Annotated in this window: 17 protein-coding genes and 1 pseudogene; 12 read left to right on the forward strand and 6 right to left on the reverse strand. The window is 41.7% G+C overall.

The genetic code is table 11. The annotated features are described in order from the left end of the window. The first annotated feature begins 304 nt into the window (after positions 1 to 304). The 3 genes from RMZ42_RS25625 (at position 305) to RMZ42_RS25635 (ending at position 6363) form a co-directional block, all read left to right on the forward strand. Positions 305 to 3661: a PAS domain S-box protein gene (locus tag RMZ42_RS25625; RefSeq protein WP_322674058.1), complete on the forward strand. Its 3357-nt coding sequence runs from the start codon at positions 305 to 307 to the stop codon at positions 3659 to 3661. Positions 3662 to 4033: 372 nt separating this feature from the next. Beyond that, positions 4034 to 4756, forward strand: a complete 723-nt coding sequence (locus tag RMZ42_RS25630) for a cyclase family protein (protein WP_322674059.1) — start codon at positions 4034 to 4036, stop codon at positions 4754 to 4756. A 110-nt stretch (positions 4757 to 4866) separates the two neighbouring features. Continuing rightward, a complete protein-coding gene (locus RMZ42_RS25635; RefSeq protein ID WP_322674060.1) occupies positions 4867 to 6363 on the forward strand; it encodes an aldehyde dehydrogenase family protein in 1497 nt (498 codons plus the stop codon). Positions 6364 to 6513: 150 nt separating this feature from the next. Here the strand turns inward: RMZ42_RS25635 and RMZ42_RS25640 are convergent. Beyond that, positions 6514 to 6765: pseudogene (locus RMZ42_RS25640) on the reverse strand (Uma2 family endonuclease); the annotation flags it as partial. A 76-nt stretch (positions 6766 to 6841) separates the two neighbouring features. On the opposite strand from RMZ42_RS25640, the gene RMZ42_RS25645 reads away from it, so the two are divergent. Further along, positions 6842 to 7831 (forward strand): DUF6745 domain-containing protein, encoded by a 990-nt coding sequence (locus RMZ42_RS25645; protein WP_322674061.1) that lies wholly within the window; start codon positions 6842 to 6844, stop codon positions 7829 to 7831. Positions 7832 to 8061: 230 nt separating this feature from the next. On the opposite strand, the gene RMZ42_RS25650 is transcribed toward RMZ42_RS25645, so the two are convergent. Both RMZ42_RS25650 and RMZ42_RS25655 read right to left on the reverse strand, forming a co-directional pair. After that, on the reverse strand, positions 8062 to 8400 hold the full coding sequence (locus RMZ42_RS25650; RefSeq protein WP_322674062.1) for a hypothetical protein: 339 nt from the start codon (positions 8398 to 8400) through the stop codon (positions 8062 to 8064). 447 nt (positions 8401 to 8847) lie between these two features. Further along, positions 8848 to 11820 carry a pentapeptide repeat-containing protein gene (locus RMZ42_RS25655; protein ID WP_322674063.1) on the reverse strand — a complete coding sequence of 991 codons (2973 nt, stop codon included), beginning with the start codon at positions 11818 to 11820 and terminating at the stop codon, positions 8848 to 8850. 135 nt (positions 11821 to 11955) lie between these two features. Between RMZ42_RS25655 and RMZ42_RS25660 the strand changes: the two genes are divergently transcribed. From RMZ42_RS25660 to RMZ42_RS25685, 6 genes are all read left to right on the forward strand, one after another. After that, the gene (locus tag RMZ42_RS25660; protein WP_322674064.1) at positions 11956 to 12351 is read left to right on the forward strand and encodes a CU044_2847 family protein; all 396 of its coding nucleotides are present in this window, start codon (positions 11956 to 11958) and stop codon (positions 12349 to 12351) included. Beyond that, positions 12348 to 13058 (forward strand): TIGR04283 family arsenosugar biosynthesis glycosyltransferase, encoded by a 711-nt coding sequence (locus tag RMZ42_RS25665; protein ID WP_322674065.1) that lies wholly within the window; start codon positions 12348 to 12350, stop codon positions 13056 to 13058. Before RMZ42_RS25660 ends, RMZ42_RS25665 begins: the two co-directional genes overlap by 4 nt. Before the next feature lie 363 nt (positions 13059 to 13421). Continuing rightward, entirely contained in the window at positions 13422 to 14180 is a 759-nt protein-coding gene (locus tag RMZ42_RS25670; protein ID WP_322674066.1) for a TVP38/TMEM64 family protein, read from the forward strand. Further along, a complete protein-coding gene (locus RMZ42_RS25675; RefSeq protein ID WP_322674067.1) occupies positions 14149 to 14991 on the forward strand; it encodes a TVP38/TMEM64 family protein in 843 nt (280 codons plus the stop codon). The genes RMZ42_RS25670 and RMZ42_RS25675 overlap by 32 nt, the downstream gene beginning before the upstream one ends. Before the next feature lie 94 nt (positions 14992 to 15085). Beyond that, entirely contained in the window at positions 15086 to 15532 is a 447-nt protein-coding gene (locus tag RMZ42_RS25680; RefSeq protein ID WP_322674068.1) for a YybH family protein, read from the forward strand. Positions 15533 to 15854: 322 nt separating this feature from the next. Beyond that, a complete protein-coding gene (locus RMZ42_RS25685) occupies positions 15855 to 17405 on the forward strand; it encodes a mercuric reductase (RefSeq protein ID WP_322674069.1) in 1551 nt (516 codons plus the stop codon). A gap of 229 nt (positions 17406 to 17634) precedes the next feature. Here the strand turns inward: RMZ42_RS25685 and RMZ42_RS25690 are convergent, their stop codons facing one another. After that, the gene (locus RMZ42_RS25690) at positions 17635 to 20667 is read right to left on the reverse strand and encodes a PA14 domain-containing protein (RefSeq protein ID WP_322674070.1); all 3033 of its coding nucleotides are present in this window, start codon (positions 20665 to 20667) and stop codon (positions 17635 to 17637) included. Between the two features lie 1047 nt (positions 20668 to 21714). Here RMZ42_RS25690 and mgtE point away from each other — a divergent pair. Next, a complete protein-coding gene (gene mgtE, locus RMZ42_RS25695; protein ID WP_322674071.1) occupies positions 21715 to 23115 on the forward strand; it encodes a magnesium transporter in 1401 nt (466 codons plus the stop codon). A 102-nt stretch (positions 23116 to 23217) separates the two neighbouring features. Here mgtE and RMZ42_RS25700 read toward each other — a convergent pair whose 3' ends face one another. Both RMZ42_RS25700 and RMZ42_RS25705 read right to left on the reverse strand, forming a co-directional pair. After that, positions 23218 to 23475: a hypothetical protein gene (locus tag RMZ42_RS25700; protein ID WP_094352695.1), complete on the reverse strand. Its 258-nt coding sequence runs from the start codon at positions 23473 to 23475 to the stop codon at positions 23218 to 23220. 193 nt (positions 23476 to 23668) lie between these two features. After that, positions 23669 to 24550 (reverse strand): SDR family oxidoreductase, encoded by an 882-nt coding sequence (locus tag RMZ42_RS25705; protein ID WP_322674072.1) that lies wholly within the window; start codon positions 24548 to 24550, stop codon positions 23669 to 23671. A gap of 561 nt (positions 24551 to 25111) precedes the next feature. Here RMZ42_RS25705 and RMZ42_RS25710 point away from each other — a divergent pair. Then, the gene (locus RMZ42_RS25710) at positions 25112 to 26710 is read left to right on the forward strand and encodes a peptide ligase PGM1-related protein (RefSeq protein WP_322674073.1); all 1599 of its coding nucleotides are present in this window, start codon (positions 25112 to 25114) and stop codon (positions 26708 to 26710) included. Positions 26711 to 26791: the final 81 nt, after the last annotated feature.

Genomic DNA, 26791 nt, shown 5'->3' on the forward strand with positions numbered 1-26791 from the left:
TTTTTCAGCAATGCAATTACATAGCTAAGATGAATTTCTCAGTGATTTTAAAAATAAACAAAGTCAAACAAGCTCTGTGATATATATAGTTTAAATTTCACGCAAAACGCTGAAGTTAATCTTAATGATAACTTCAGCATTTTTTCAATTTATTTACACTAAAAGAGGAATTGCTGCATATATAAAAATAAATAAAGTATTAAGATCGTTAGCAGGTTGGCATAAACAAGATTATATCCATATATTAAGAAATTGTATTTTCAGCATATTACCTTAATAATTTAGGCAGAGCAGGCAGGCAAAAGTGTTTTCTAAAAAGGTGCAGAGCTACGTTAAACAAATCATAGTTGAAGAGGATGAAAAAGTATTCTACCAGCAGGCGGATATTGCTCCTCTGATGATTTGGATGTCTAGATGTAATGCACTTTACTGTTACTTCAATTCTAATTGGCTGAAATTTACTGGAATACATCTAACAAAAGCTGCATCTGCGCGAGAAGAGGAAATAGGCAATATTTTGACTGGCAGCGTCCATCCAGAAGATAGACAGCGATGTGAAGATATATACCTGAGAGCATTTGCGACGTATGATTCCTTCCAGAGGCAATATCGCCTGCGTCGATCTGATGGTGAATATCGCTGGATTTTAGATACAGCCGCGCCACGATTTGCGGCAGATGGTAGCTTTGTCGGTTACATCGGTTATTGTATCGATCTAACAGAAGTGCCGATCGGGATCGGTCAATCTTCCCTAACAGAAAACAGCTCCCTATCGACAAATTCATCTCGTCGCCTACGTAAAATTACAGATAGAGAACGAGCAACAGAATTAGCAAAAGCATTGGAGCAACTGCAAGCTGAAATTAGCAAACGCCAAGCAGTTGAAGCAGAGTTACGCCAAAAAACATCAGAATTTACCGCGATTTTGCAAGTACTTCCTGATTCCTACTTCCGTCTTGATGCTGCTGGAAGTATTCTGGATTACAAGCAAGGGTTGATGGAGAGTCTGTATATTTTACCAGAAGATTGTCAGGGCAAGAGTTTGCGAGAATGCTTACCGACTTCTGTAGGCGATCGCTTCCATCAAGCAATAAATCAAGTACTTGAAACTCAATATGAAGTCAGTTTTGAATATACCTTACCGCAACCAGGAAAAAACAATAATTTTGCAGCTAGGTTATTACCATTACCAGACCAGCAAATTATAGTTCTTGTCCGCGACACCAACCAAGCAGCTTTAATAGAAAGTGATGCCAAGTTCCGCAGCATTGTAGAAAATGCCAACAACGTTATTTTTGCGCTGACACTTGAAGGGATATTTTCCTACGTTTCTCCTAACTGGACTGAGATTTTTGGGCATGAGATTGCAGAGGTTGAAGGCAAATCTTTTGTTCCCTTTATACATCCTGACGATGTGCATATTTGTGTCGATTATTTTCAAAGAATTTTGACAACAAGCGAAAAACAAAAAGCAATTGAATATCGAGTCCAACACAAAAATGGTAGTTGGCGATGGCATACAAGCAACTCATCTGCGATTAAAGACGCTAATGGCAATATTTTGTACTTCGTTGGTATTTGCTATGACACCACTGATCGTAAAGAAGCAGAAGTAGCTCTAGCAGAACGAGCGCTTTTAGCAAATTTTCGTGCCGATGTAGATGCGGCATTGACCCAGAGTGACAGCTTACAGAATATGATGCGCCGCTGCACTGACGCCTTAGTTGAACATCTTGATGCAGCCTTTGCTCGCATCTGGACGCTAAACGAACAAGACAATGTATTAGAGTTGCAAGTCAGTTCTGGGATGTACACCCATATTAATGGGCCCCATAAATGTGTGCCAGTCGGTCAATTCAAAATTGGTTTGATTGCCGAAGAGGGCAAACCCCACTTAACTAATTCTGTGCAGACAGATCCCCACGTTGGTAACAAAGAGTGGGCACAGCGAGAGGGTATGGTCGCCTTCGCTGGCTATCCCTTGATTGTTGAAGATGAAACTGTAGGGGTGATAGCCATGTTTGCCCGCCATACAGTAACAGAATCAACTTTCAAAGCATTGGAATTTGCCGCTCAAGAGATTGCCATTGGCATCAAGCGCAAACAAACAGAAATTGCACTCAGAGAAAGCGTCCAGCGAGAAACATTGCTCAATCGTCTTTCTAATCAGATTCGAGCTTCTTTGGATCTCAATTACATTGTGGAAACCGCAGTACAGGAGATTCGCAACTTATTCCAGATCGATCGCTGCGTCTTCTTTTGGTATCGGCAAGACGCTGATGTACCATACTGGGAAAGAGTCTATGAGGCGAAAAGTTCTTTTTTACCGTGTTTACTTAATCAACAAGAAGCAACTCATGCCGAAATCAAACTAATCGCAGCCAAAACCTTGAACGGAGAAATCATCCGCATTGATGATACTGAGACTGTGGGCGATTCCATAGCACAGCAATTTTTGCAGGATTTTGGTTTCACTGCTTTTATGGCGCTGCCTGTACACACTCAATCTGGTGAAATTGGTGCATTTAGCTGTGGTTATTGTAGTGGCTTTCGTCCTTGGCAGAACAACGAAGTAGAATTACTACAAGCAGTTACAGTTCAACTAGCGATCGCCATTGACCAAGCTAAACTTTACACCCAAAGTCGCATTACCGCCCAAACTGCCCAAGACAAAGCCCAGCAACTAGAAGCAGCACTGCTAGAACTTCAACAAACTCAAACGCAACTGATTCAAACTGAAAAAATGTCCAGTTTAGGACAATTGGTTGCAGGTATTGCCCACGAAATCAATAATCCCGTCAATTTCATCTACGGCAATATTAGCCACGCCAGTGAATATACTAAGGATTTGCTGCACTTAGTAGAACTTTATCAACAGAGCTACTACCCACCAACACCAGAGATCGATCGACAAATCAATACCATTGATTTGGAATTTCTCAAGCAAGATTTACCCAAAATTCTGGAGTCGATGAAGATGGGATCTGAACGCATTCGGCAGATTGTCCTATCTTTACGTAATTTTTCTCGCCTTGATGAAGACGGTACAAAAGCAGTGGATATTCATGAAGGGATGGATAGCACTTTGCTGCTATTGCAAAATCGCCTCAAAGCCAAACCAGGACATCCCGAAATCCAAGTAATTCGAGACTACGGCAATCTACCACCAGTAGTCTGTCACGCCGGACAGATGAATCAGGTGTTTATGAATGTGTTGACAAATGCGATCGATGCTTTAGAAGAGTCATACTCTGCGGGAAGCCGAAGCGCCTATGTCAATAGTCATACCCTGCAAAAAGGCGTTCGCGTAGCGTCTCCAAGAGTTGCGCTTATGTCATTAGTAAACAACACTGAACAAAGGACACATGACCAAGGACAAATAACTTCTTTACAAATTCACATTCGCAGCCTCATTCAAGAAGACTATGTAATCATTAGAGTTGCTGACAATGGCCCAGGGATGAGTGAAGAAGTACGCAAACGCCTATTTGACCCCTTTTTCACGACAAAACCTGTGGGTAAAGGTACAGGTATGGGATTATCAATTAGCTACCAAATTGTAGTGCAAAAACACGGTGGAAAGATCCATTGTATTTCAGCACCAGGAGAAGGTGCCGAATTTGTTGTAATGATTCCACTAAAACAAGAACCCTCAACCTAGATATCACGCAATAGAGATAGAAGTGAAAAAATCTAGAGACGTAACAGTGTTACGTCTCTAGAACGGTTCTAGATAACGCATATTTAATTTTTGGAGAAGTAATCTTAATCTAAACTTAATCAAAACTTAACCTAATAGTTGTTAACTAAGATCAACTCACTTTTTGCTGCAACATTTTAACCCCCTCAATAACCTAAAATTTACAGGAATTGAGGGGATTATTTCTTCTAATATAGGGAATTAGGTTTGAAAAACGTTGTAATGGTAGTACTATCTTTGCGTAGGCATAGCCAATCCAGACAATGTACACAATGAACTGCACCTACGCACCGAACAAAAAATCCCTGAGTACAAATAAAATAGAAGGCTGGGATGATACAACCCCAAAGTCAAAATAGTATCACCTACACACGCATTATCCACCTAAGTCATGTAATTGACATAGATATTCCCCAATGGTCTGGAGATCCCACAGTAGAATTTGAAACTGTGGCTGAACTAAATAATGATGGCTATTACTTGCGGCGTTTCTCCTTGGGGGAACATAGCGCTACCCATATCAACGCCCCTAATAGTTTTCATAGTTCTGCTGTGGGAATTGACCAATATCCAGCCCAGTCTTTGGTTGTACCTGCGGTAGTTATAAACGTTTGCCAAGCTACAGCAGTTAATCCTGATTATGCCCTGACTGTTGCTGATGTTTTGGCTTGGGAAGCAGAATATGGTGAAATTTCTGCTGGCTGCGTAGTTATACTGAATACTGGTTGGCAAAAAAAGTGGTTGGATAAAAGTGCATTCCTCAATCATGATGCTCAAGGGATTCCCCACTTCCCCGGATTTGGCAGCAATGCAACTCAATTTTTACTTGATGAACGGCAAATAGTTGGGGTAGGAATTGATACTCATGGTGTAGACCCCGGACAGGATAACAGTTTTGCGATTAACCGCCTAGTTTTAGAACAACCGCGCATTGTGTTGGAAAATCTCACAAATTTGGATCAACTGCCACCTAAAGGTACTACTCTAGCGATCGCACCTCTAAGATTACGTGGTGGTTCTGGTTCGCCTGTGGGAGTGTTGGCGTTAGTGCCTTAATTTTTATATCGATATTTGCTTATCACGCCAATTTCCTAAACTTGAGGATAACCTAGAAAGCAAGCAAACTTAATACACAAGTTTTCAGTGGATCATCGGAGATTTTCAAAATGACAACTCCGCTATCTTGTCGTAATTATATAGATGGCCAATGGTTGAGTGCTGTAGGAGAAGCAACCCTAGAAAGTCGCAACCCTGCCGACAAAACCGAAGTCGTGGCCACATTTCCCCGTTCTCAAGTTAAAGATGTAGATACAGCAGTAGCCGCCGCCCGTCAAGCCTACCAGAGTTGGCGCAAAGTCCCGGCCCCAGCGAGGGCAGAATACATCTTTCGGGTTGGGGAAATATTACTCCAGCATAAAGAAGAACTTGCCCAGCTAATCAGTCGGGAAATGGGTAAACCCTTGACGGAAGCTAGGGGAGATGTCCAAGAAGGTATTGACTGCGCCCTTTACAGTGCTGGCGAAGGACGGCGACTATTTGGGCAAACCACACCCTCAGAAATGTCCAATAAATTCGCCATGACAGTGCGGATGCCTATCGGAGTCTGTGCCTTAATTACTCCCTGGAATTTTCCGGTGGCAATTCCTTGCTGGAAAGCGATGCCAGCCTTGGTGTGTGGCAATACAGTCATTCTCAAACCTGCCGAAGATACCTCCGCCTGTGCAACTAAATTGATTGAGATTTTTCAACAAGCAGGTTTACCACCAGGAGTAATTAACTTGGTGCATGGTGTGGGAGAAGAGGCGGGGAAAGCTTTAGTTGAGCATCCCAATGTAGATTTGGTATCCTTTACCGGTTCTTCAGAAACGGGTGCTTTTGTTGGCGCGACTTGCGGACGCACTCACAAGCGTGTCTGTTTGGAAATGGGTGGGAAAAATGCTCAAATAGTGATGGAAGATGCCGATTTAGAACTTGCTCTCGATGGCGCAGTGTGGGGAGCGTTTGGGACAACTGGACAACGGTGTACGGCTACTAGTCGGCTGATTTTGCATCGTGATATCAAGGAAAAATTTACTGCGATGCTCTATGAGCGTACCAGTAAGTTACGCTTGGGTGCTGGCAATGACTCTGATACAGATATTGGGCCGATAATCAATGAAAAGCAACTCAAACAGGTGAGCAAGTATTTGGATATCGCTCGTGAGGAAGGAGCAAAGATTTTAATTGGTGGGGAAATCGCTCGTGAAGGCTCATTGAAAAACGGTTACTTCTTTCAACCAACTATTTTGGATGATGTAACTCCTGATATGCGCGTCGCTCGTGAAGAGATATTTGGGCCAGTGGTGGCATTAATTGAGGTTAGCTGCTTTGAGGATGCGATCGCAATTCTCAACGATAGCAATTATGGTCTTTCTTCTTCAGTTTACACCCGCGATATCAATCGGGCTTTTACTGCCATGCGCGACATTGAAGCAGGTATCACTTATATTAACGGCCCGACTATTGGCGCAGAGGTACACTTACCCTTTGGTGGTGTGAAACAAACCGGTAACGGACACCGCGAAGCGGGAACTACTGCATTGGATGTTTTCACAGAATGGAAAAGTGTTTATGTTGACTTCTCTGGAAGTTTGCAACGCGCTCAAATAGATAATCGCAGTTAATTATCTACAAATACACTTGGGCTAAGAGGATGTTTGAAAAGTCCTGTTGTTGGTAGCAAAAAGTTTTAGATCCCCCTAAATCCCCCGATGAATTGGGGGACTTTAAGAAGTTTTCCCCCCTTTTTAAGGGGGGCTAGGGGGGATCAATAAGTTTTCTCCAACAAAACGTTCAACACCTAAACTCAAAAACCCATCGGGGACTATAGCAGGTTGTAATGGTGTATAGTAAATTCCCATGTTGATACCGAAAAACCAGTCATCACGGGTTTGCCAAATCGAGGCTAAGATGGCTAACAATAAATTAGGAATTAATATTTGTAGTTCGTTATCTACAGGGGTATCATCAGAATCTCGTAATTCCGCCGATGAAGGTAGGCAGTCTAAGGGATTGTAATTATACATACAGCACTTTTCGATTCATTAACCAAATCAAATAATCTGCTTTAATACAAGATAGCTACTATTTCGCATACCTGCTATGTCCGCCGACTACCTGACACCAGAACAACGTGCATTCATATCCCGATGTCGAGAAAAATGGCAACACATTGGACTATCTACCGAACCCATCAACCAACAACAGGCTACGGATGCAGTTCGAGCAATATATACTGCACTCGAACTCACTGAACCTGAAATAATTATCGTTGATAGCCCTAACGCTGGGTTCGAGTACATCTGGAATTTGCTCAAAGTTGATTCTCAGACAATTCTGGGTGATGCTATAGATAGTTCCCACTGGAGTAAAATCTACAGTAAGTTGCAATCATATTTGCTCGTGCGATTACCCGTTGATTTACAAACAAATTTACATTCTTTGTTTGACAATCATCCAGTAAATGAATATGCCAAATTACTCCAAGAACAGTTAGAAATACAATGGGGAGATGTTTTGGAGGAACATTTTGATAAACGCAATAGCCAGTTGATTAAAAATATATTCTCTTCTTGTCGCAAACCGGAAACTTTAATTGCAGGATGCAGTTATTTTGACTTTTGTATTCAGAGTTTCAACTACCAGCAATTTGAAAACCAACTATTCATTTTAGAAGATTTTGTTAAAAATTGCGGCTGGACTTTCTTCTTTCAAAATATCGCGATTATTTCCAACCATTGCACCACAATTAATATTGATAGCAACAATCATCTCCACGGTGAAAATACACCTGCCGTAGCCTTTACAGATGGGTATAGCCTGAATGCACATCACGGTAAAATAACCCTACAACGCAAGCGTAAACTCGATGATATCGCTTGGGTAAAGTTATTTGAGAAAATGAACGCAGTTGAAATTGACTCTTGGGAAGAATACAAGTTGTTACGTGTCGTTGAAGGAATTAATGTCCGGCCTAAGCAGTTCCTTAAAGTAACAAATCCGCGTACGGGAGAAGTGCGAGTTTTTGGAGTGTCTATGCGGTTCACATCTGCTATTGAGGCGGCACGCTGGGTTAATCAACGCAAAACTTAGGAATCATGAGTGAGAATAAGCTATTTCATAATTATTTCTTGTTCGACAAAGTTGTTCAACAAACTCAGAAAAATTTAAATTAAAGCTGATGCCAATACTGTGTTTGATTACCATTTCCCAAACACTGGCAATACTTAAGCAATTATCATTATTTTCAATTTGGTTTCGCAAGTTATTACTAATTCTTGGGTGCTTTCAGCCGCGCTAGTAGCGACTGTCAAATTTCAGAGTCAAGCGTTGGCGTAGCTCGCCGCAGGCATCGCTGTTTGATGCCATCTTTTCAGAGTAGATGCAGAGTTCTCGGAAGTGACTACAGGGTTGACGGGAGTGACTTCAGGGTTGACGAAAGTCACTACAGAGTTGACGGGAGTGACTTCAGGGTTGACAAAAGTCACTACAGAGTTGACGGGAGTGACTACAGGGTTGACGGGAGTGACTACAGGGTTGACGAAAGTCATTACAGAGTTGACGGGAGTGACTACAGGGTTGATGGGAGTGACTTCAGGGTTGATGGGAGTGACTTCAGGGTTGGTTTTTGTTTGGTGCGATCGCCTAATTATAAAACTCATTGTCAGCAAAGTAATCTCTGAGTCAAGCGATCGCTCTTGAACACCATTTTTCCAAACTAGATGCAGGATTGGTCTTTGTTTGGTGCGATCGCTTAATTATAAAAACTCATTGCCAGCAAAGCAATCTCTGAGTCAAGCGATCGCTCTTTGATGCCATTTTTTCAGATTAGCTGTGCGATCGCTTAATTATAAAAACTCATTGCCAGTAAAGCAATCTCTGAGCGTTACGTTGGCTAGCAAATACCGCAGGCATCGCTCTTTGATACCATTTTTTCAGATTAGATGCTGATACCAATTCTCTGTGAAGATGGACTTTATTTTTAAAACGAACCGCCAAGAACGCTAAGAAGAGAGATTAAATTATTTAGTGCAAGTTTATAGAGAATTGGTATGAGTTCCCAGAACTAACTTCACGATTCTTGGAAGTTATTTCAGGGTTCACGGAAGTTACTTCAGGGTGCGTCGAATGACTGGTAGTTTATATTCCGGCAAGTCCCTAGCTGGTTTTAATGGTAAACCAAGCTTGGCACGAAAATCGCCATCGTATTTTGCATACTCCCAATGTATAGCAGACTTAACTTGCTCAGGAGTTAGGTTTCTGACACCGTTAAGGTTAGCCCCCCAGAGGTCGGTATTTGTGAGGTCGGCATTTGTGAGGTTAGCATTCGTGAGGTCGGCATTCGTGAGGTCGGCATATCTGAGGTAGGCATTTGTGAGGTTAGTATTTGTGAGGTTAGTATTTGTGAGGTCGGCACTACTAAGGTAAGTGCGGTTAAGATCGGCAAAGCTAAGATTGGCATCTTTGAGCTTGACATTCGTGAAGTCGGCATTACTAAGATTGGCATTGATGAGCTTGGCACTTTCGAGGTTGGTATTAAAGTAGAAAGCTCTGCGGTTGGCATAGCTGAGGTTGGCACTATTGAGGTTGGCATTGATAAGGTTGGTATAACTGAGGTTGGCATTGATAAGGTTGGCATTGCTAAGGTTGGCATCGATAAGGTTGGCATAGCTAAGGTTTGCATTGATAAGGTTGGCATAGGTGAGGTTGGCATTGTTGAGGTTGGCATTGTTGAAGTTGGCATTGTTGAAGTTGGCATAGCGAAGAATGGTATCACTGAAATCTTTGTTAGCTAGACTTTCACCAGCTTTTACCAGCTTTTCGAGTGCTTGAATTCTTGCGTCACTGAACTTTTTTCCCTTAGCAGCATCAACTATCTGCCAAGATTCACTGATCGTAATCTTTCTTTCAACTGCAATGCTTAAAACTACTGACACACTCAGGGGAATAATTAAGAAAAAACCAATAGACTTAAAGCGATTATTACGTCTTTCTGTATCACTTGCTTGAATAAACTTTTCAGCCTGTTCAGATAATCTCAAGCTCTCAATTTGTTCTTTCTGAAAACCCTTCGCCTCTGTCAAACGTTTCCCTTGAAGTAGATAATCTTTCACCTTTCCCCTATCTCGCCATTCAATAGCTGCCGCTTCAATTTTCCGCTTTTGTCGCAGTATGTCTCGACTTTCCTCAATCCATTTGCGTAATAGCAACCAATGGCGAATCAGTGCTTCATGTGCCACATCTACCACAGCAATTTGATTAGATAGGGTACTGGTGACAACTAGCTTCTCATCAGCTAACCGTTGAATTACCTTATTAATCAAAACTTCTGGATGCTGTAAAGTCACTAAATCGTGTTGCAAAACCTGTCTACGCGTATCTTCTGTTCCTTCTCCTAACTGCGTCAATTCTAAAAAAACCCGCTTTGTTGCTTGCTGTTCTTCAAGTGATAATGACTCATAAACTTCTGTAGCGCGTGTTTGCAGAGTTCTTCTGACTCCACCTAGTTTGCTATAGGTAGTCAGGGTTAACCGTTCTTTAGTTCTTTGCTGCCATAGTTCTGTGAGCGTGTACTGTAATAATGGTAAACTCCCCGGTGAATCTTCTACATCTGCAATCATTTGAGAAATTAATTCCGGTTCTACTGCTAAGTTCACCTGTTGAGCAGGTTTGATAATTGCTGTTTCTAATTCTTCCCGATTCATCGGTGTTACTGTTACTAAATGCTCTTGAATTTTCTTAGCTAGTCCGCCATACTCTTGTTCCAGACATTTGCCCAAGAAATCAGCCCGCATTGTAATTATTAGGCAGAGTTTATTATCATCTCGTTGCAAAGCACCTAACACACATTCAAAAAACTGCTGTCGTTTTGTAATGTCTTGACATTGAGTAAAAGCTTCCTCAAACTGGTCTACCACTAACACTACGCGCTGAGTTTGTGCAGCAGTAATCAACTGTCCTAAACCAACTGCACCTCTAGCAATTAATTCTTCTACTTTTGCTAACTGTGAGGTGCGTTCAATATCTGATAATTCTGATTCTACAAATGCCAATGCTAAATTTTGTAAGGGGTTAATCCCTGGTCGAAATATTTTCAACTGCCAAGTATCACTACCTGATAACCTACGTCCTAACTTTAATTGATAAAGTAAACCTGCTCTGACAACACTAGATTTACCACTTCCTGATGCTCCCAACACAGCGAGGAAATTACCCGATCGCACTTTTTCTAATAATTCATCTGTTAACGCTGTTCTGCCATAAAATAAGTTGGCATCTGCTTCTGTGCAATCAAAATATGACAACCCTTTGTAAGGACAAATAGCTGATATCTGTACCGTGAAATTAACAACAAAGAAATTCCATTTGCGGGTGAGATTAATTGCTTCACCAGAGTTAGCAAAAATGGGACGTTGGGGAAAGGGATGATATTGTTGATTGAGCAAGTCTACTAAAGTGTAGTTACTCACCCAACGGTCTTGTTTTGGTTCCAAACCTTGAAGCAGTGCAGCAGTGAGAACGCTGTGTTGACTGTTAATCTCTTCAAAAGCTACTTCAAAATCACGAGAAGCCGCAATAAAACACCTGTCTCTACCTTTACCGCGATCGCCTGGATCTGCCTCTGCAAAATTTAGCACCTCTCCGCTATAGCAGCAATCCAAAATCACAATTTGTTGTCTAACTTCACTTTCTTGCAGCAGTCGCCGCAGCCATTGTAGAGATAATCCCCAATTACCCGCATCGGGGTTGACTTCACTTGTCGCTAAAAAGCCTTCCTGAATTCCTAGATTTTTCCGCAATCCATGACCAGAAAAATACAGCAGCGCTGTGTCTGGCGGCTTACCATCTGGCTTAAACAATTGGACGATCGCTTTTTCTAACTGAGTTAAACTAACTTTAGTTTGCTTACCAATGCGAATCGTCTCATTTTCCTTATCTTTGACTGCTGGGAGCCGCGTTACCCGAAATTCCCCATATTGTTGTAAGATTTGAGCGATCGCTTCAGCATCGGCAGCTGGTGCGTTGAGACATTTTAAGCGGTCATACGTATTAATTCCCACCACCAAAGCGTCTCGACTCATCCTGCAAAGCCCTATGATAGTTGTGCCGAATTATTTCCAGCTTTTACAAGAAATTTACCGCATTTTCCGTAAAATTTTGTAGATAAGCACTGCTGGACTACCCTACACGCAATTCTTTTAGGCGAGATTTATCCCATGACTCAACTCACACCTATTCAATTAGAAGATGGCACGATTATTTACATTGAGGCTACAGATAATATAGATGCTCCGCCAGTGATTACCGAATCCCCGGAGGGAGAAGAAGCGCTAATTGATAAGGGATGGGATGCTGATGCTGCACAAAAACAGATAGTGCAAAATTTCCAAGCAATTGAAGGTACAATTCGGGCTTACACTGTTTATTCACTCAATGCTTTTAAGAAAATCCCTGTTGCTAATATTGATAAAGTTACTCTTGAATTTGGCATCAAAGTTGGCGGTGAAGCAGGTATACCTTACGTAACTAAAGGCACGGCTGAAAGCAATCTGAAGGTAACGGTAGAGTGTTCATTTCCTGACCAATCGGAAAAGAAAACTCAGCAATCATGAGTGAGAGTATTGACGCAGCCAAAATTTCGATTATTATTCCGGCTATTAATGAAGCGGGGAATATTAAAAAAGCCATTGCTACTACTCAAGCCAATTTAAATATAGAAGTCATTGTAGTCGATGGTGGCTCTAGTGATGATACTGTAGCGATCGCTCAGTCTTTAAATGTCAAAGTTATCTCATCATCTCCCGGTCGTGCTGTGCAAATGAACGCGGGTGCTTTAGCGGCTAGCGGTGAAATTCTGTTATTTCTCCATGCAGATACCCGTTTGCCAACTGGGTTTGATGAGATGATTCGCACAGCGCTACAACAACCTGGGATTGTAGCTGGTGCTTTTAAATTGCGGATTGATGCCTCACTTTTAAGTTTACGATGGGTAGAGTGGGGAGTAAATGTGCGATCGCATTTTTATCAAATGCCCTATGGCGACCAAGCAATTTTTTTAACCAAGGAAGTATTTCAAAAAATAGGCAGTTTTCCCGAATTGCCTATCATGGAAGACTTTGAACTCATGCGTCGTCTAAAACGTATTGGACGCATTGTAATTATTCCCACACCAGTTGTTACCTCAGCGCGTAGATGGTTGCAAAAAGGAGTATTAAAAACTACGCTACTTAATCAAATAGTAATTACTGCTTATTTGCTCGGCGTTTCACCTGAGCGAATTTGTAGCTGGTATCGCCGAGAAAAATTTAAGAGGCTTTAAGCTGTTTCTCATGTAGGTGCTATATCTTAGGGGCATTAGACCTCTTGCATAAATCAAAAATAAGAAAGAACCCCACCCCGCCAAAGCTACACTTTGTCTCCCCTCCCCGCTTGCGGGGAGGGGTTGGGGGTGGGGTGTTAGAGACTTTTGCAAGAGGTCTATTGGATTTGAGGTGTAAATTTTAAAGTTGAGCCTCAAAAGGTCAACGTTGAGCCTCAGAAGGTCAACATTGAGCCTCAGAAGGTCAACATCGAGCCTCAGAAGGTCAACATTGAGCCTCAGAAGGTCAACATTGAGCCTCAGAAGGTCAACATTGAGCCTCAAAAGGTCAACATCGAGCCTCAGAGGGTGAAACTTATAAAAATGAACAAGCGTTTATTAAATTCCAAACTCAAACTGCTACTCCTAAGTTGCCTCATTGTCACTCTAATAATTGCCGCTAAACAGTTCAACTTTCAGGGACTTTTACAGACTTTAATCATTTGGGTTCACAGCCTTGGTGCTTTTGGGCCTATTGCCTACATACTCATTTACAACTTAGCAACATTACTATTTATACCGGGTTCCCTCTTAACCCTCAAAGGTGGTTGTCTGTTTGGTGTATTTTGGGGATCGATATATGTGCTAATTGCTGCGACAATTGGAGCAACCTTAGCTTTTCTCATTGGACGCTACCTGTCGCGAGATTGGGTTTCTCGACAAATGGACAAACATCCTAAATTTAAAGCGATTGATTTAGCAGTTGCTAAAGAAGGATGGAAAATTGTTTTGCTAACTCGTCTTTCACCTATATTTCCCTTCAATTTATTAAATTATGCTTTTGGGATAACACAGGTTTCTCTCAAAGACTATATATTAGGTTCCTTCGGCATTATTCCCGGTACTGTGATGTACGTTTATATTGGTTCTTTAGCTGGTAATCTTGCCACGATCAACACCTCTGATCAACTAATTACTCCAGAAACTCAAGTCTGGCAATGGATAATGCGAGTAGTTGGGTTGATTGCTACTGTTGCTGTAACTGTATATATCACAAAAGTTGCTCAGAAAGCATTAGCTCAAAGTGTGGCAGAAGAAGAAATCACAACCCATGAAAAAACTAACAATCATTCAGATATTTAAAGCCTCTCTGCGAGACGCTACGCGAACGACTCCGCTCGGCTTTAACACTGAGCGAAGCCGAAGTGTTAAAAGTATTAATACCAGAAACTTCCAGAAGTTTTTTCGCCTCAGTATATTAATATTACTAATATTGGCAAGTAGTTTATCATTAAACACAGACCCAGCTTTGGCACAAGAATCGGTAACTTTAAATTCTTTCAATCCCCAAGCAATTTTACGCCAAGCCTTACTGTGGATTGATAGCCTGGGCGCAGTAGGAGGCATAGCTTTTATTGCTATTTATATTATTGCTACCGTTGCTTTTTTCCCAGGTTCTATTCTCACCTTGGGAGCTGGTGTAATTTTTGGTGCAGTTTGGGGTTCTCTTTACGTGTTTATCGGTGCAACCCTTGGCGCTACTGCTGCTTTTCTCGTCGGACGTTATTTAGCAAGAAGTTGGGTTGCTGGTAAAATCGCAGATAACAAAAAATTTGCCGCCATTGACCAAGCGGTAGGTAGAGAAGGATTAAAAATTGTCCTGTTAACGCGACTGTCCCCAATATTTCCTTTCAATTTATTAAACTATGCCTTTGGCATCACAGGAGTTTCAATTAAAGATTACTTTATCGGCTCTGTAGGCATGATTCCCGGAACCATTATGTACGTTTATATTGGTTCCCTTGCAGGTAATCTTGCCATGATTGGTACTGAAGCTCAACCTACCAACCCAACTTTACAATGGGCAATTCGGATTTTGGGTTTGATTGCTACAGTAGCTGTGACAGTTTATGTCACCCGGATTGCGCGGAAAGCTTTAGAAGAAAAATTCTAAGGGTGGACAGATGCTTTCGCTATCTTTGGTAATCTTCATATATTACAAAATAAATTGCGGAAAATGGGATGACAACTGAACAAAGGAAAGTGATATGAAAACTGAAAATAGTAAACCAAATGATGAAGTCCAAATTCGCACGATAATCGAGGAGCGTGTCAAAGCATTACCCAACAAGGACATCAACGCGCTTTTGTCCAATCACGCGCCGGATATTCTGTCTTTCGATGTCATCAATCCACTGCAATATATCGGAGTAGATACGGTTAGAGAACGCGTCCAGAAGTGGGTTTCTTCATTTCAAGGCTCAATCGGCTATGAGATTCTAGACCTGAGCATCACGACGGGCGAAACGGTGGCTTTCTGCCATTACCTCTATCGTGTGAGCGGAACACTGACAGACGGAGGGAAAGTCGAAATGTGGGTGCGGGCGACTGTTTGCTTGCGTGAGATTGACGGCAAGTGGATGATTGTGCATGAGCATCAATCAGTGCCTTTCGACCCGGAGACAGGCAAAGCGTCGCTTAATCTCAAGCCGTAGGACTTCGTGAATCATAAGCTACGCCTAACAAGTCGTTGTACTCAAGCGCGAAACAGCAGCTTTTTTATCATATTGTCCGTTAATTTTTATCGGGCTTGGTTGTGGTTTTGCACCGCGTCAATTCAATCGTTCGGCGGTTACTGCCTGAATTGGATGCGCCGACAAATAATTAATTTTGTTCAAAGTCCAATTATTAAACAAGCATAAAAAATAAAAGACTGAACCGCCTAAATTTATCAGGATTCTTAATTTTTAATTTTGAATTCCTATAAAAGGCAGTTGAATTTAGTATTATTTTCAATTCTTAAAAAAGGTTTTGCTAATGACCAATTCAGATTTAGAGAGAGTTACTGTTCGCCCAACGGATGAGTATAACCAAAAGTTGGTGTCTTACGTTCATCCGCCAAATTGGGTTAATCCTCAACCCGCAGATATTTACGATTTGGTAGTAATTGGCGCTGGTACGGCGGGATTAGTAGTGGCGGCGGGTGCGGCGGGTCTGGATTTGGGTTTAAAGGTGGCGTTGATTGAAAAGCATCTCATGGGTGGAGATTGCTTAAATGTTGGTTGCGTACCATCTAAAACTATTATTCGTTCTGCCCGCGTCGTTGGCGAAATCTGGGATGCTAAAAACTTGGGAGTTAATATTCCCCAACATAATATTGATGTTGATTTTCCCAAAGTTATGGCTAGGATGCGGCGAATCAGGGCTGATATTAGCCCTAACGACTCGGCGGAGCGTTTTCAAAAGTTGGGTGTTGATGTCTTTTTGGGTAGTGGTCGATTTGCAAGTAAAAATACCGTGGAAGTTGGCGATAAAACCCTCAAGTTTAAAAAAGCTGTAATTGCAACTGGCGCAAGACCTGCACAACTGTCGATTCCAGGAATTGAACAAGCGGGTTATCTAACCAATGAAACGGTTTTTTCCTTAATTCAACGACCGGAACGTTTGGCGGTAATTGGTGGCGGGCCCATTGGTTGCGAATTGGCGCAAGCTTTCCGGCGTTTGGGTTGTGAGGTGGTGCTTTTCCATAGCGGTTCTCATCTCCTGAATAAAGAAGACCCTGAAGCCGCTAAAATTCTCCAAAAGGTTTTGATTAATGAAGGAATTCGCCTAGTACTTGATTCCAAGCTGGAAGAAGTGGTCACTGTCACCGAAGGGAAACGCCTTTACTTTTCCTCTAACGGTCATCGAGATTCGGTGACAGTCGATGAAATTTTAGTCGGTGCGGGGCGATCGCCAAATGTCGAAAATCTAAATTTAGAAGCTGTGGGTGTAGAATATGACAAGCACAAAGGTGTGAAGGTAAATGATTACCTGCAAACGACCAATCCCAAAATTTATGCAGCTGGCGATATCTGCATGAACTGGAAGTTTACCCATGCTGCTGATGCTGCGGCGCGAATTGTAATTAAAAATACCCTGTTTTCTCCCTTTGGCATAGGACGCTCGAAATTCAGTAGTTTGGTGATGCCTTGGGTAACTTATACTGACCCAGAAATTGCTCACGTGGGGTTGTACGAACACGAGGCGCAGAAATTGGGTATTGAGGTGACAACCATCAACATACCTTTTAATAGTGTAGACCGAGCGATCGCAGATGGTGAAGAGTTAGGATTTCTCAAAATTCACCATAAAAAGGGGTCTGATGAAATTATCGGTGCAACTATTGTCGCCAGTCACGCGGGTGAGATGATATCAGAAGTGACTACGGCAATGGTGAATAAGATTGGCTTGAGCAAGTTAAGCAGTGTAATTCATCCTTATCCCACTCAAGCCGAAGCAATTAAAAAAGCAGCTGATGCTTATCGTCGAACACTCCTCACATCAAATACCAAAAAATTGTTGGGATTTCTGACAAAGTTATCTTAAGCAAAATCAGCGAACGGTCAGATAACTGTTCGCTGATAACTGATAACTTTTATGTCATCTCTAAACCAACGTGAGTTCGATGAACCTCTCCCTCCCAACCTCCCTCTCCCACGGGGAAAGGGAGGAGCAACGAGAAATTAGGGTTTTGGCTCCCCTCTCCGTGTCGGAGAGGGGTTGGGGGAGAGGTCAAAAAAGGGCTTGTCGAACTCACATTAAACTGTATTTATCTCTAAACAGGTCGGAAACGATCGATCTCGCCTCCGGTCAAGTTTGCATAATACAGATTACCATCAGGGCCAGTGGTGATTTGTGTAGGTAGTCCTAGATTAGGCCTGTCTGTTTGGGAAGCAAACCGCTTAACTGAGGTAACTTTACCTTGACTATCTAATATCAAAGCATCGATAGTTCCTTGACTGAAATCACCAATGAATAAGGCACCTTGATAGATTGCAGGGAAAGTATTACCTGTGTAAAAGTCACCCACCAGGATCGAATTAGAACCAGAATGCTTGTAAGTGTACAGTGGTTCTGTAACAGATGAGCCACTATTATAGAAGGCTTTTGCTGCATCTAAATTAGCGTAGACTGGTTGTTTCAGACTGACGACATTACCATTTGCATCAAGTCCACCTTCATAGAATGGCCAGCCAAAGTTAGCTCCTGGTTTTCCGATATTCACCTCTTCGTAAGTACCGAAACCAACATCACCAATTACGGGAGTATTGGTCTTTGTATCAATTGTGAAACGGAAGGGGTTACGCAGACCGTAGTCATAAACTTTGGAAATATTGCTATTAGCGTCACCGTTGTAGAAAGGATTGCTTGATAAGCCTTTACCAGTAATCGGGTCAATCCGCAAAATCTTGCCGGATAAATTATTCTTATCTTGGACGCGAATTGCTCGGGGGTCTACTCCATTGTAGGAAGTACCATCTCCTAAGCTTACAAATAGAGAACCATCAGTACCAAAACGCACAGAACCAACTGAGTGAGATTCACTATCATTGGCGATAAAATTCTGGATATTTTGGACTTTATCGAGGTTATTCAGATAATCCTGCAAGCTGGTAAACGGCTTACCAGTATCTTTGTTGAGAATTCCTGATGGTGCATAGCCAAGTGAAACATTTGTGCTATTTCCATCTGGGTGGCTGATATTTGCCCAAGTCCCATTTGTGCCGAGTAGCACAACTTCGCTGCCAGCGATCGCAGTAGTGTAATTAGTGTTGGGGTCGGCTGTAAAGCGACTTAGCCGTGCAGTCCGATTCCCATTCTGGTCGGGATCGTCTAATGTGCTATTGGGATTGTTCTTAGAATTGCTTGTATTAGTTTCTGGTGGATCGTAGGTATACAACAAGTAAACATAGTTGTTGCCGTTTGGACTTTTACCAAAATCTGGATGTACGGCAATGCCTAACAGACCGCGATCGCGCGTATCATTTACCTGTCCGCGAATATCAGTAAACGGGGTTGATAATAAAGTACCGTTTTTCATGACTCGCACTACCCCGTTTTTCTGGGCAATGAACATACTGTTACCATCAGGTGCCCATTCAAAAGCTGTGGGTTGATTCAAACCAGAAACTACTGTATCTAAAGCAAAATTACCAGAGTCATTATCAATAATAGTGATACTTGTCTGTTGATTAGTTAACTGCACTCCAACTGGGTTACTGAACTTCAAAGCAAATGTTTCATTTGATTCCCCAACGTTGTCATTCAGAATGGGGATAACAATGGTGTTGCTGGTTTGTCCGGCTGCAAAACTCAAGCTTCCAGATACAGCCTGGTAGTCAGATCCAGCTTTAGCAGTCCCATCTTGGGTTATGTAGTTGACGCTAGCAGCCGCCGAAGCATTGCCCCGTGTAACTGTCACCTTAGCAGTACCGTCACCCTCATTAACTACTGGCTGGCTGAAATCGAGGCCGGAGCGATCATTGTCTTGAATTGTAATTGAGAGAGTTCTTTGGACTCCTAGTGTTGCCCCCTCTGCCTGATCGATGACAAAATTAAAGCTTTCATCTGGTTCTATCGAGGAATCATCATTGATCGGAATCGATACCTGGGTGCTACTTTGTCCCGGCGCAAAAGTCAGTACTCCAGCACTTTCAACGCCTTCACTGCCATAGTCAACTCCTTTTGTAGCAGTATTAGCTATAGTTGCATATTTAATTGAAGATGTACTACTTAAATCTCCAGTCCTAATTAGTTTGACGGTAACACTACCACTGTCTTCGTTCACAGTCATCGAAGACGAGCCTAAGGTGATAGTGGTCGGAAGAACTGGTGAATAAAGTTGAGACTGAGGAATGATTTCCTTCGCCTGAGAGGCGCTTGACCAACGCAGTTGAGAAACGGCATTGCCTGTATTTTCGTAGTACTCAAGTTTAATATCGTACTTCTGACCTGCAACCAATGCGATCGAGCCACTAGATTCAGTGGCAGCTTGATCGACAAATTGACTGATGATTTGTTGACCATTCACCCACAGTCGTACACCATCATCAGCAGTGGTGTAGAACTTGTAAGTTTCGCTGTACTTGGCTTCTACCTGACCTGTCCACCGCGCTGAGAAAGTATCTGCATCAATCGACGGAGCGGGAGAATCAGCGCGCCAGTTAAAGTTTACCGTCGGATCTGTAGTAGTTACCTTCAGGTTAGTGAAGTCGATGTTGTCGTAGTACTCTCCTTTGAGTCCATTGCCACTACTAGGTGTGCTGACATTACTATACAGTTGGGACTGAGGAATGATTTCCTTCGCCTGAGAGGCGCTTGACCAACGCAGTTGAGAAACGGCATTGGATTTATTTTCATAGTACTCAAGTTTAATATCGTACTTTTGACCTGCAACCAATGCGATCGCGCCACTGGATTCGGTGGCAGGTTGATCGATAAACTGATTGATGATTTGTTGACCATTCACCCACAGTCGCACACCATCATCAGCAGTGGTGTAAAACTTGTAAGTTTCGCTGTACTTGGCTTCTACCTGACCTGTCCACCGTGCTGAGAAAGTATCTGCATTAATCGACGAATCGGGAGAACCAGCGCGCCAGTTAAAGTTCACCGTCTGATCTGTACGAGTTACCTTCAGGTTGGTGAAGTCCATGTTGTCGTAATACTCTGCCTTAAGTCCATCTCCCTGAGAGAGTAGGCTAGACCGAGCAGAAATATTGGTTTGTCCTTGGTCAATACTTTCTAGAGATGATTTAGTAGTAATTACTGGACTTACAGATGTTGATAAGTTTTGATTTGATGCCATAATTTAGTGTTTCAGGATTAATTTAACATTAAATATTCCAACAAAAAATGCCTCATGAAGCTTGATATAAATATACTGATAAGCTAATAATTGATTAACTTATAAAGATATATTCAGTAATTACTAATCATGAATAATTAATTGAAGAATATATTAGTCTTTGTTAGTTTTTGTTTTCTTTCAAAAAATTACTGAATTCTTGAGACCTTCTAAATTTTATTGATGTGCAAATGCATATCAGCAAGGCAAGCAGTGCTTAAGAAAGCAAATACATGCGTAATTAGTCAAATGCAATAACTTTACATAGATTACTTAAGTATTCTTTTAGTGCTTACACATTTGACAATAGATAGCGGTGTTATGTCTATCTTCTGTATGGAACTTTGTTTAAATATTCATATTGATCTATCCTTTTTTAAAGGAATATAAAAGTTTTGATGATATTTAAATAAAAAATGCCAAAATACCAGATAATCTAATGTGCTTATCGACAAATTTATTAAATATATAAAATTTGTATAAAGAAAAATTTTAATATTTAAAGATTTGAAAAATTAATATTTATTTATACTTCATTTTGATTATTACTTTATCTCTTTGTTACCAGAACCAGCATAAATTTAGTAATAACCTAAAATCAGTGGAACAAAAACTTTTGCAAAAGCCTCACCATTCATGCATTTAAGCTAGAGAACACAATCCAATACTGCTCGGTTATACCATTTCTTTGTGAAGCTGCATATATTTACCCCCCTCTAGTCCCCCTTGCCAAGGGGGGACTAGAGGGGGGTCTTATTATGTGCATCTTCATACAGAATTGGTATTAAAGGCAAAAGGGTAAGGAGAAAAGGATTGGAAGGCTCGATATATAAAGTTTTTTTCCCTTTAACCTTTTCTCTTCCCCCCAAAACCCTACTCTTTCGTTCATTTACAAAAGTTTTCAATTTACTCTAAGTCAGAAAAATTACAAGTTTGACGTTGCACATTCCCACTTTCCCCTAGACTAAGGGCAGCAACCTTGTTCAAACTGGCTGAGGAAAGTGGACTTTGACTGAGACAAACAATTTAAACTCTACCATCCAGAATCTCTCGCGCAGGGAATTGCGAGATTTAGTGCGGACTCAGCTGCAAATGCTCCTGGAAGCAGGAGACTTGCAAGGAGCAAAATCAATTCTTGTACCCGTGCAGCCTGCGGATATCGCCGAGGCGATTGAGGGTTTACCAGAAGCGATGCACGCTTTGGCTTTTCGCTTGCTTTCTAAGGATGAGGCGATCGAAGTTTATGAATATCTCGACTACAGTGTTCAAGAACGGTTAATTGAAGAACTTAAAAGCCAGGAAGTCTGCGATATTGTCGATCAAATGTCGCCGGATGACCGAGCTAGGTTATTTGATGAATTACCGGCAAAAGTTGTCAATCGCTTGCTAGAACAACTGAGTCCAGCTGAACGTCAAGCTACAGCCCAACTATTGGGTTATGAAGCTGATACAGCTGGGCGAATTATGACGCTAGAGTTGATCTCGCTGAAAGAAAATTTCACAGTATCTCAAGCTCTAGAGCGAATTCGTAACTTAGCTAATGCCAGTGAGATGATTTATTATCTTTATGTCATGGATGCGGCAAGGCGCTTGACGGGGATTGTATCGTTGCGGGAATTAGTAACGTCTCAGCCGGAGCAAATTATTGGCGAAATTATGACCCGTGATGTGGTGTTTGTCTACACTGATACGGATCAAGAAGAAGTTGCAAGATTAATCCAAAGATATGATTTTTTGGCTGTACCTGTAGTAGATCGAGAACAGCTTCTAGTAGGTATTGTGACGGTGGATGATGTAATTGATATTCTGCAACAAGAAACCACCGAGGATATCTATGCTTTAGGTGGTGGTGTACAGTCGGGGGGCGACAATTATTTTCAAATGAATTTGCTGGAAATCGCTCGTAAACGGGTTGTCTGGTTATTGGTCTTACTTGTAACCAATACCGTTACAGGCACAATTATTAAGTCGCAAGAAGATATTTTAGCAAAAGTGGTGACACTGACGGCCTTTATTCCCTTGTTGACTGGTACTGGGGGTAATGTAGGCGCTCAATCTTCCACAGTGGTGATTCGCGGGATGAACACCGATGAAATCCGATCGCGTGGTGCATTACAGGTAATCGGCCGGGAAGCGATCGCAGGTGCATTATTGGGAGCAATGTTAGGTACAATCGCTACTGTCTGGGCTTATTTTCTGCAAGGACGATTAGAAGTAGCGATCGCTGTCGGCACTAGTTTGGTAGCTATTTCTATTTTGGCTTCGATCTCCGGTTCAGCACTGCCATTTCTATTTCGCTATCTGCGTTTAGATCCGGCATTAATGTCAGCACCGTTCATCACCACAGCAGTTGATGTTGTAGGTGTTTTGATTTACTTCAATTTGGCGCGGGTAATTTTAAAGTTATGAAAAGAGTCATTGGTCATTAGTCATTAGTCATTGGTCATTAGTTATTAGTAACGGACAAAAGACAAATGACAAAAGACAAAGGACAAATGACTAACTTAACTTTTACAATTCTGATTCCGTATCTGGAGCAACAATTTCGCCAGTACCCAATTGCAGTATCATGTCCTGGTCAGTAATCAATCCGCTAAGTTCCTTCACTTGTAAATTCATGTCTTCACAAGCTTGTCTAAGTTCTCTGGCAAATTTGTTGAGGTCTTGACCATAGCCACATTGATAAGCAGCAGTCTCAATCCCTTGCTGGGCATTTGCTCTAGCACAATCTACTAGTTCTCTGCCATTCAATGGTGTAGGAGATGCCATAGACGTAGTTATTATTTATTAAATGTTTTCTGCTAGATAGACTATCAATATTCCCACATTTACTCATCCCTCCAATGGAAGACCATCAGGGTATAATTAGAAGTAATTATTTTTTTCTCATTAGTCATTAGTCCTTTATTCAAAGTGAATAACCAATGACCAATGACTAATGACTAATGACTGAATTTTTCACTTAACCATTGACAACATCTCCACCATTGACATGTAGCACTTGTCCAGAGACATAAGAACCATCATCAGAAGCTAAATATACGTAGCTAGGAGCAACTTCTTCTGGTTGTCCGGCTCGTTCCATTGGTACTTGTTTGCCAAAAGTTTCAACTTTCTCTTCGGGGAAAGTTGAGGGAATTAAAGGTGTCCAGATTGGCCCTGGCGCGACAGCATTAACGCGAATTCCTTTGGATACCAAATTTTTTGATAAGGAACGAGTGAAAGCAACGATCGCACCTTTTGTGGAAGAATAATCTAGTAGTTGTGGACTACCTTTATAAGCTGTTACTGATGTGGTATTGATGATAGCACTGCCCGCTTGTAAATGCTTGAGTGCAGCTTTAGTCATGAAAAACATTGAGAAGATATTAGTGCGGAAAGTTCGCTCTAGTTGTTCTTCAGTGATTTCTTCAATACTTTCTTTGGGATGTTGTTCAGCAGCATTATTGATGAGAATATCGAGTTTGCCAAACTCACCAACTGTTTGTTGTATGGCTTGCTGACAAAAAGTTTCATTGCCAATATCACCTGCAATCGTTACTGCACGACGCCCTTGTTTTTCTACCAAATGTTTTGTTTCTTTGGCATCATCGTGTTCGTTAAGGTAAAGAATAGCTACATCTGCACCTTCTTTTGCAAATGCGATCGCAACAGCACGACCAATCCCACTATCTGCACCTGTAATCAATGCTACCTTATCTTGTAACTTACCACTACCGCGATACTGAGCATCATCTGCTTTGGGTTTTGGTGTCATTTCTGATTCAACACCTGGTGTTTCTTGTTGCTGTGGCGGTTGTAATTTTTGCTCTTTTTTCTCTTTTGGTTCTTTTGATTTAGCCATCTGTTTTACCTTGGTAATTGAATATTGAATGGGTATTGAAAAAGGGTAATTGGGCAGTAGTTACACTCCATCTTTCTCCTATCCCCTATTTCATAACTAAACCTTGGATCGAAAATTCAACCCAAGGTTTATTTTTTGCTTTGACTTTCACTAGCCATTTGCAATTTTAGGCATTTCTATCCTGGATGCTTGCCAAATTTACTTATTCGAGCAACTCTACGCAATTTACATTACTTACATTATTTATCCTCACGCCTGACCATGAAAAAAAGTACACAACTCTAATGTGATGAAGAATTTCTCTTTTTCACCTGCTTTCAAGTTAACTATTATATTGCTGTACTTTATCGCCCCCTAGAGGTAAAGTATGCTGCAATTAGCTCAACCTTAAGAGGGAAAAGAATTAAAGAAGTCGGCGATTTGTGGGTTGCTATAGCTCGATCGATCCTTGCGGACTTCCGGAAATTTTTTACAAAACTACCTGAATCTTGACACGGCAACTATACATCGTCCAAAAGGGTGCTTGGTGCGCTACATTGAGATCATTAGAGGGCATGGGTTATGGCAACATTAAATATTTCCGAGTTAGAACAGGTTGAAAAGTTTCGCCACTTACAATTAACCCTGCGCGAACGCTGGAAAACGAGCGAAATATTTGACAATAGTGAAGCGGATATTTTAATTATTCCCTCCTTGAGTCTTGACCAGGGAGAACTCCAAAAGATCGAAGGCTGCGAGCATTATGAAGAAAGATTACTATTTTCCTTAATTCGGTTGCGGAATCCCCGAACTCGACTGATTTATGTAACATCAGTACCGCTGCATCCGAGTATCATTGATTATTATCTGCAATTGTTGCCAGGAATTCCCTTTTCTCATGCTCGCAATCGCTTGCTGTTACTTTCTACTTACGATTCCTCTTTTAAGCCTTTGAGCCAAAAGATTTTAGAACGCCCACGCTTGCTAGAGCGGATTCAGAAATCTTTGAGGCTAGACAAATCATTTATGATCTGCTACAACTCTTCGCACTGGGAAGGCGAATTGTCTTTAAAATTGGGTGTACCACTGTATGCGGCTGCACCAGATTTACAAATTTGGGGAACAAAAAGTGGCAGTCGGGAAATCTTCAAGGAAAGCGGAGTACCGCATCCAGATGGCAGCGAAAAAGTTTGGAACCATACAGATTTGACAGAAGCTACTGTTGATTTGTGGGAACGGCAACCAACATTAAAACGGGTAGTAGTAAAACTTAACGAGGGCATTTCTGGAGAGGGAAATGCATTGTTGGATCTCAGACCGATTGAGAATTTAGCACCAAACACTGGTACTCATGCCGAAAGGATAGCAGCAATTAGCGATCGCTTATCAACGATGCGCTTTCAAGCAAAACAAGAAACTTGGGATAGTTTTTTGGGAAAAATGCCTGAGTTAGGGACAATTGCTGAAGCATTCGTGGAAGGGGAAATTAAGCGATCGCCCAGCGTTCAAGGACGGATCACTCCCCAAGGCGAAGTGGAAATCCTGTCAACTCACGACCAAATTCTCGGAGGACCAGACGGTCAGATTTATCTTGGTTGCAGCTTTCCTGCTGATGAGAGATATCGATTGCAATTACAGCAATTGGGACTTCAAGTTGGCAAAAAGCTAGCAGATAAAGGCACTTTAGAGCGGTTTGGTGTAGATTTTATCGCCGTTGAGAAGGGTAACGGAGACTGGGATATTCAGGCGATCGAAATTAACCTGCGTAAAGGCGGTACAACGCATCCATTCATGACCCTGAAATTATTAACGAACGGCCGCTATGACCTTTCCACGGGTTTATTTTATAGTCAACAAGGTCGTCCAAAATATTACATTGCCACTGATAATCTGCAAAAAGAGCGCTATCAGGGATTATTACCCAATGATTTGATGGATATCATTGCTCACCACAGACTGCACTTTGACAGCGGTACAGAGACGGGTACAGTGTTTCATCTTATGGGCTGCCTTTCGCAGTTTGGCAAGGTGGGATTAACCAGCATCGGTGATTCACCGCAACAAGCACGAGATATTTATAACAAAGTTGTCAAAGTTCTGGATGAAGAAACCCGCAACGACAATCGTGATTTCTCGGCATTTTCAGATTATTCCTTTCCTGTAGTTTGGGATGAATTATAAGCTAACGCGCCTACATATTGCACAAACTCCGTGTAGACCGTCATTAGTCATTAGTCATTAGTCATTTGTCATATCATGTCC

Source organism: Nostoc sp. DedQUE05 (assembly GCF_034530955.1).
Classification (GTDB): domain Bacteria; phylum Cyanobacteriota; class Cyanobacteriia; order Cyanobacteriales; family Nostocaceae; genus Nostoc.

Bases quoted from the DNA above. Each gene is read 5' to 3' on its own strand.
- RMZ42_RS25630 (WP_322674059.1), top strand. From the start codon at position 4,034: ATGATACAACCCCAAAGTCAAAATAGTATCACCTACACACGCATTATC.
- RMZ42_RS25635 (WP_322674060.1), top strand. From the start codon at position 4,867: ATGACAACTCCGCTATCTTGTCGTAATTATATAGATGGCCAATGGTTG.
- RMZ42_RS25645 (WP_322674061.1), top strand. From the start codon at position 6,842: ATGTCCGCCGACTACCTGACACCAGAACAACGTGCATTCATATCCCGA.
- RMZ42_RS25650 (WP_322674062.1), bottom strand. From the start codon at position 8,400: ATGAGTTTTATAATTAGGCGATCGCACCAAACAAAAACCAACCCTGAA.
- RMZ42_RS25655 (WP_322674063.1), bottom strand. From the start codon at position 11,820: ATGAGTCGAGACGCTTTGGTGGTGGGAATTAATACGTATGACCGCTTA.
- RMZ42_RS25660 (WP_322674064.1), top strand. From the start codon at position 11,956: ATGACTCAACTCACACCTATTCAATTAGAAGATGGCACGATTATTTAC.
- RMZ42_RS25665 (WP_322674065.1), top strand. From the start codon at position 12,348: ATGAGTGAGAGTATTGACGCAGCCAAAATTTCGATTATTATTCCGGCT.
- RMZ42_RS25670 (WP_322674066.1), top strand. From the start codon at position 13,422: ATGAACAAGCGTTTATTAAATTCCAAACTCAAACTGCTACTCCTAAGT.
- RMZ42_RS25675 (WP_322674067.1), top strand. From the start codon at position 14,149: ATGAAAAAACTAACAATCATTCAGATATTTAAAGCCTCTCTGCGAGAC.
- RMZ42_RS25680 (WP_322674068.1), top strand. From the start codon at position 15,086: ATGAAAACTGAAAATAGTAAACCAAATGATGAAGTCCAAATTCGCACG.
- RMZ42_RS25685 (WP_322674069.1), top strand. From the start codon at position 15,855: ATGACCAATTCAGATTTAGAGAGAGTTACTGTTCGCCCAACGGATGAG.
- RMZ42_RS25690 (WP_322674070.1), bottom strand. From the start codon at position 20,667: ATGGCATCAAATCAAAACTTATCAACATCTGTAAGTCCAGTAATTACT.
- RMZ42_RS25700 (WP_094352695.1), bottom strand. From the start codon at position 23,475: ATGGCATCTCCTACACCATTGAATGGCAGAGAACTAGTAGATTGTGCT.
- RMZ42_RS25705 (WP_322674072.1), bottom strand. From the start codon at position 24,550: ATGGCTAAATCAAAAGAACCAAAAGAGAAAAAAGAGCAAAAATTACAA.
- RMZ42_RS25710 (WP_322674073.1), top strand. From the start codon at position 25,112: ATGGCAACATTAAATATTTCCGAGTTAGAACAGGTTGAAAAGTTTCGC.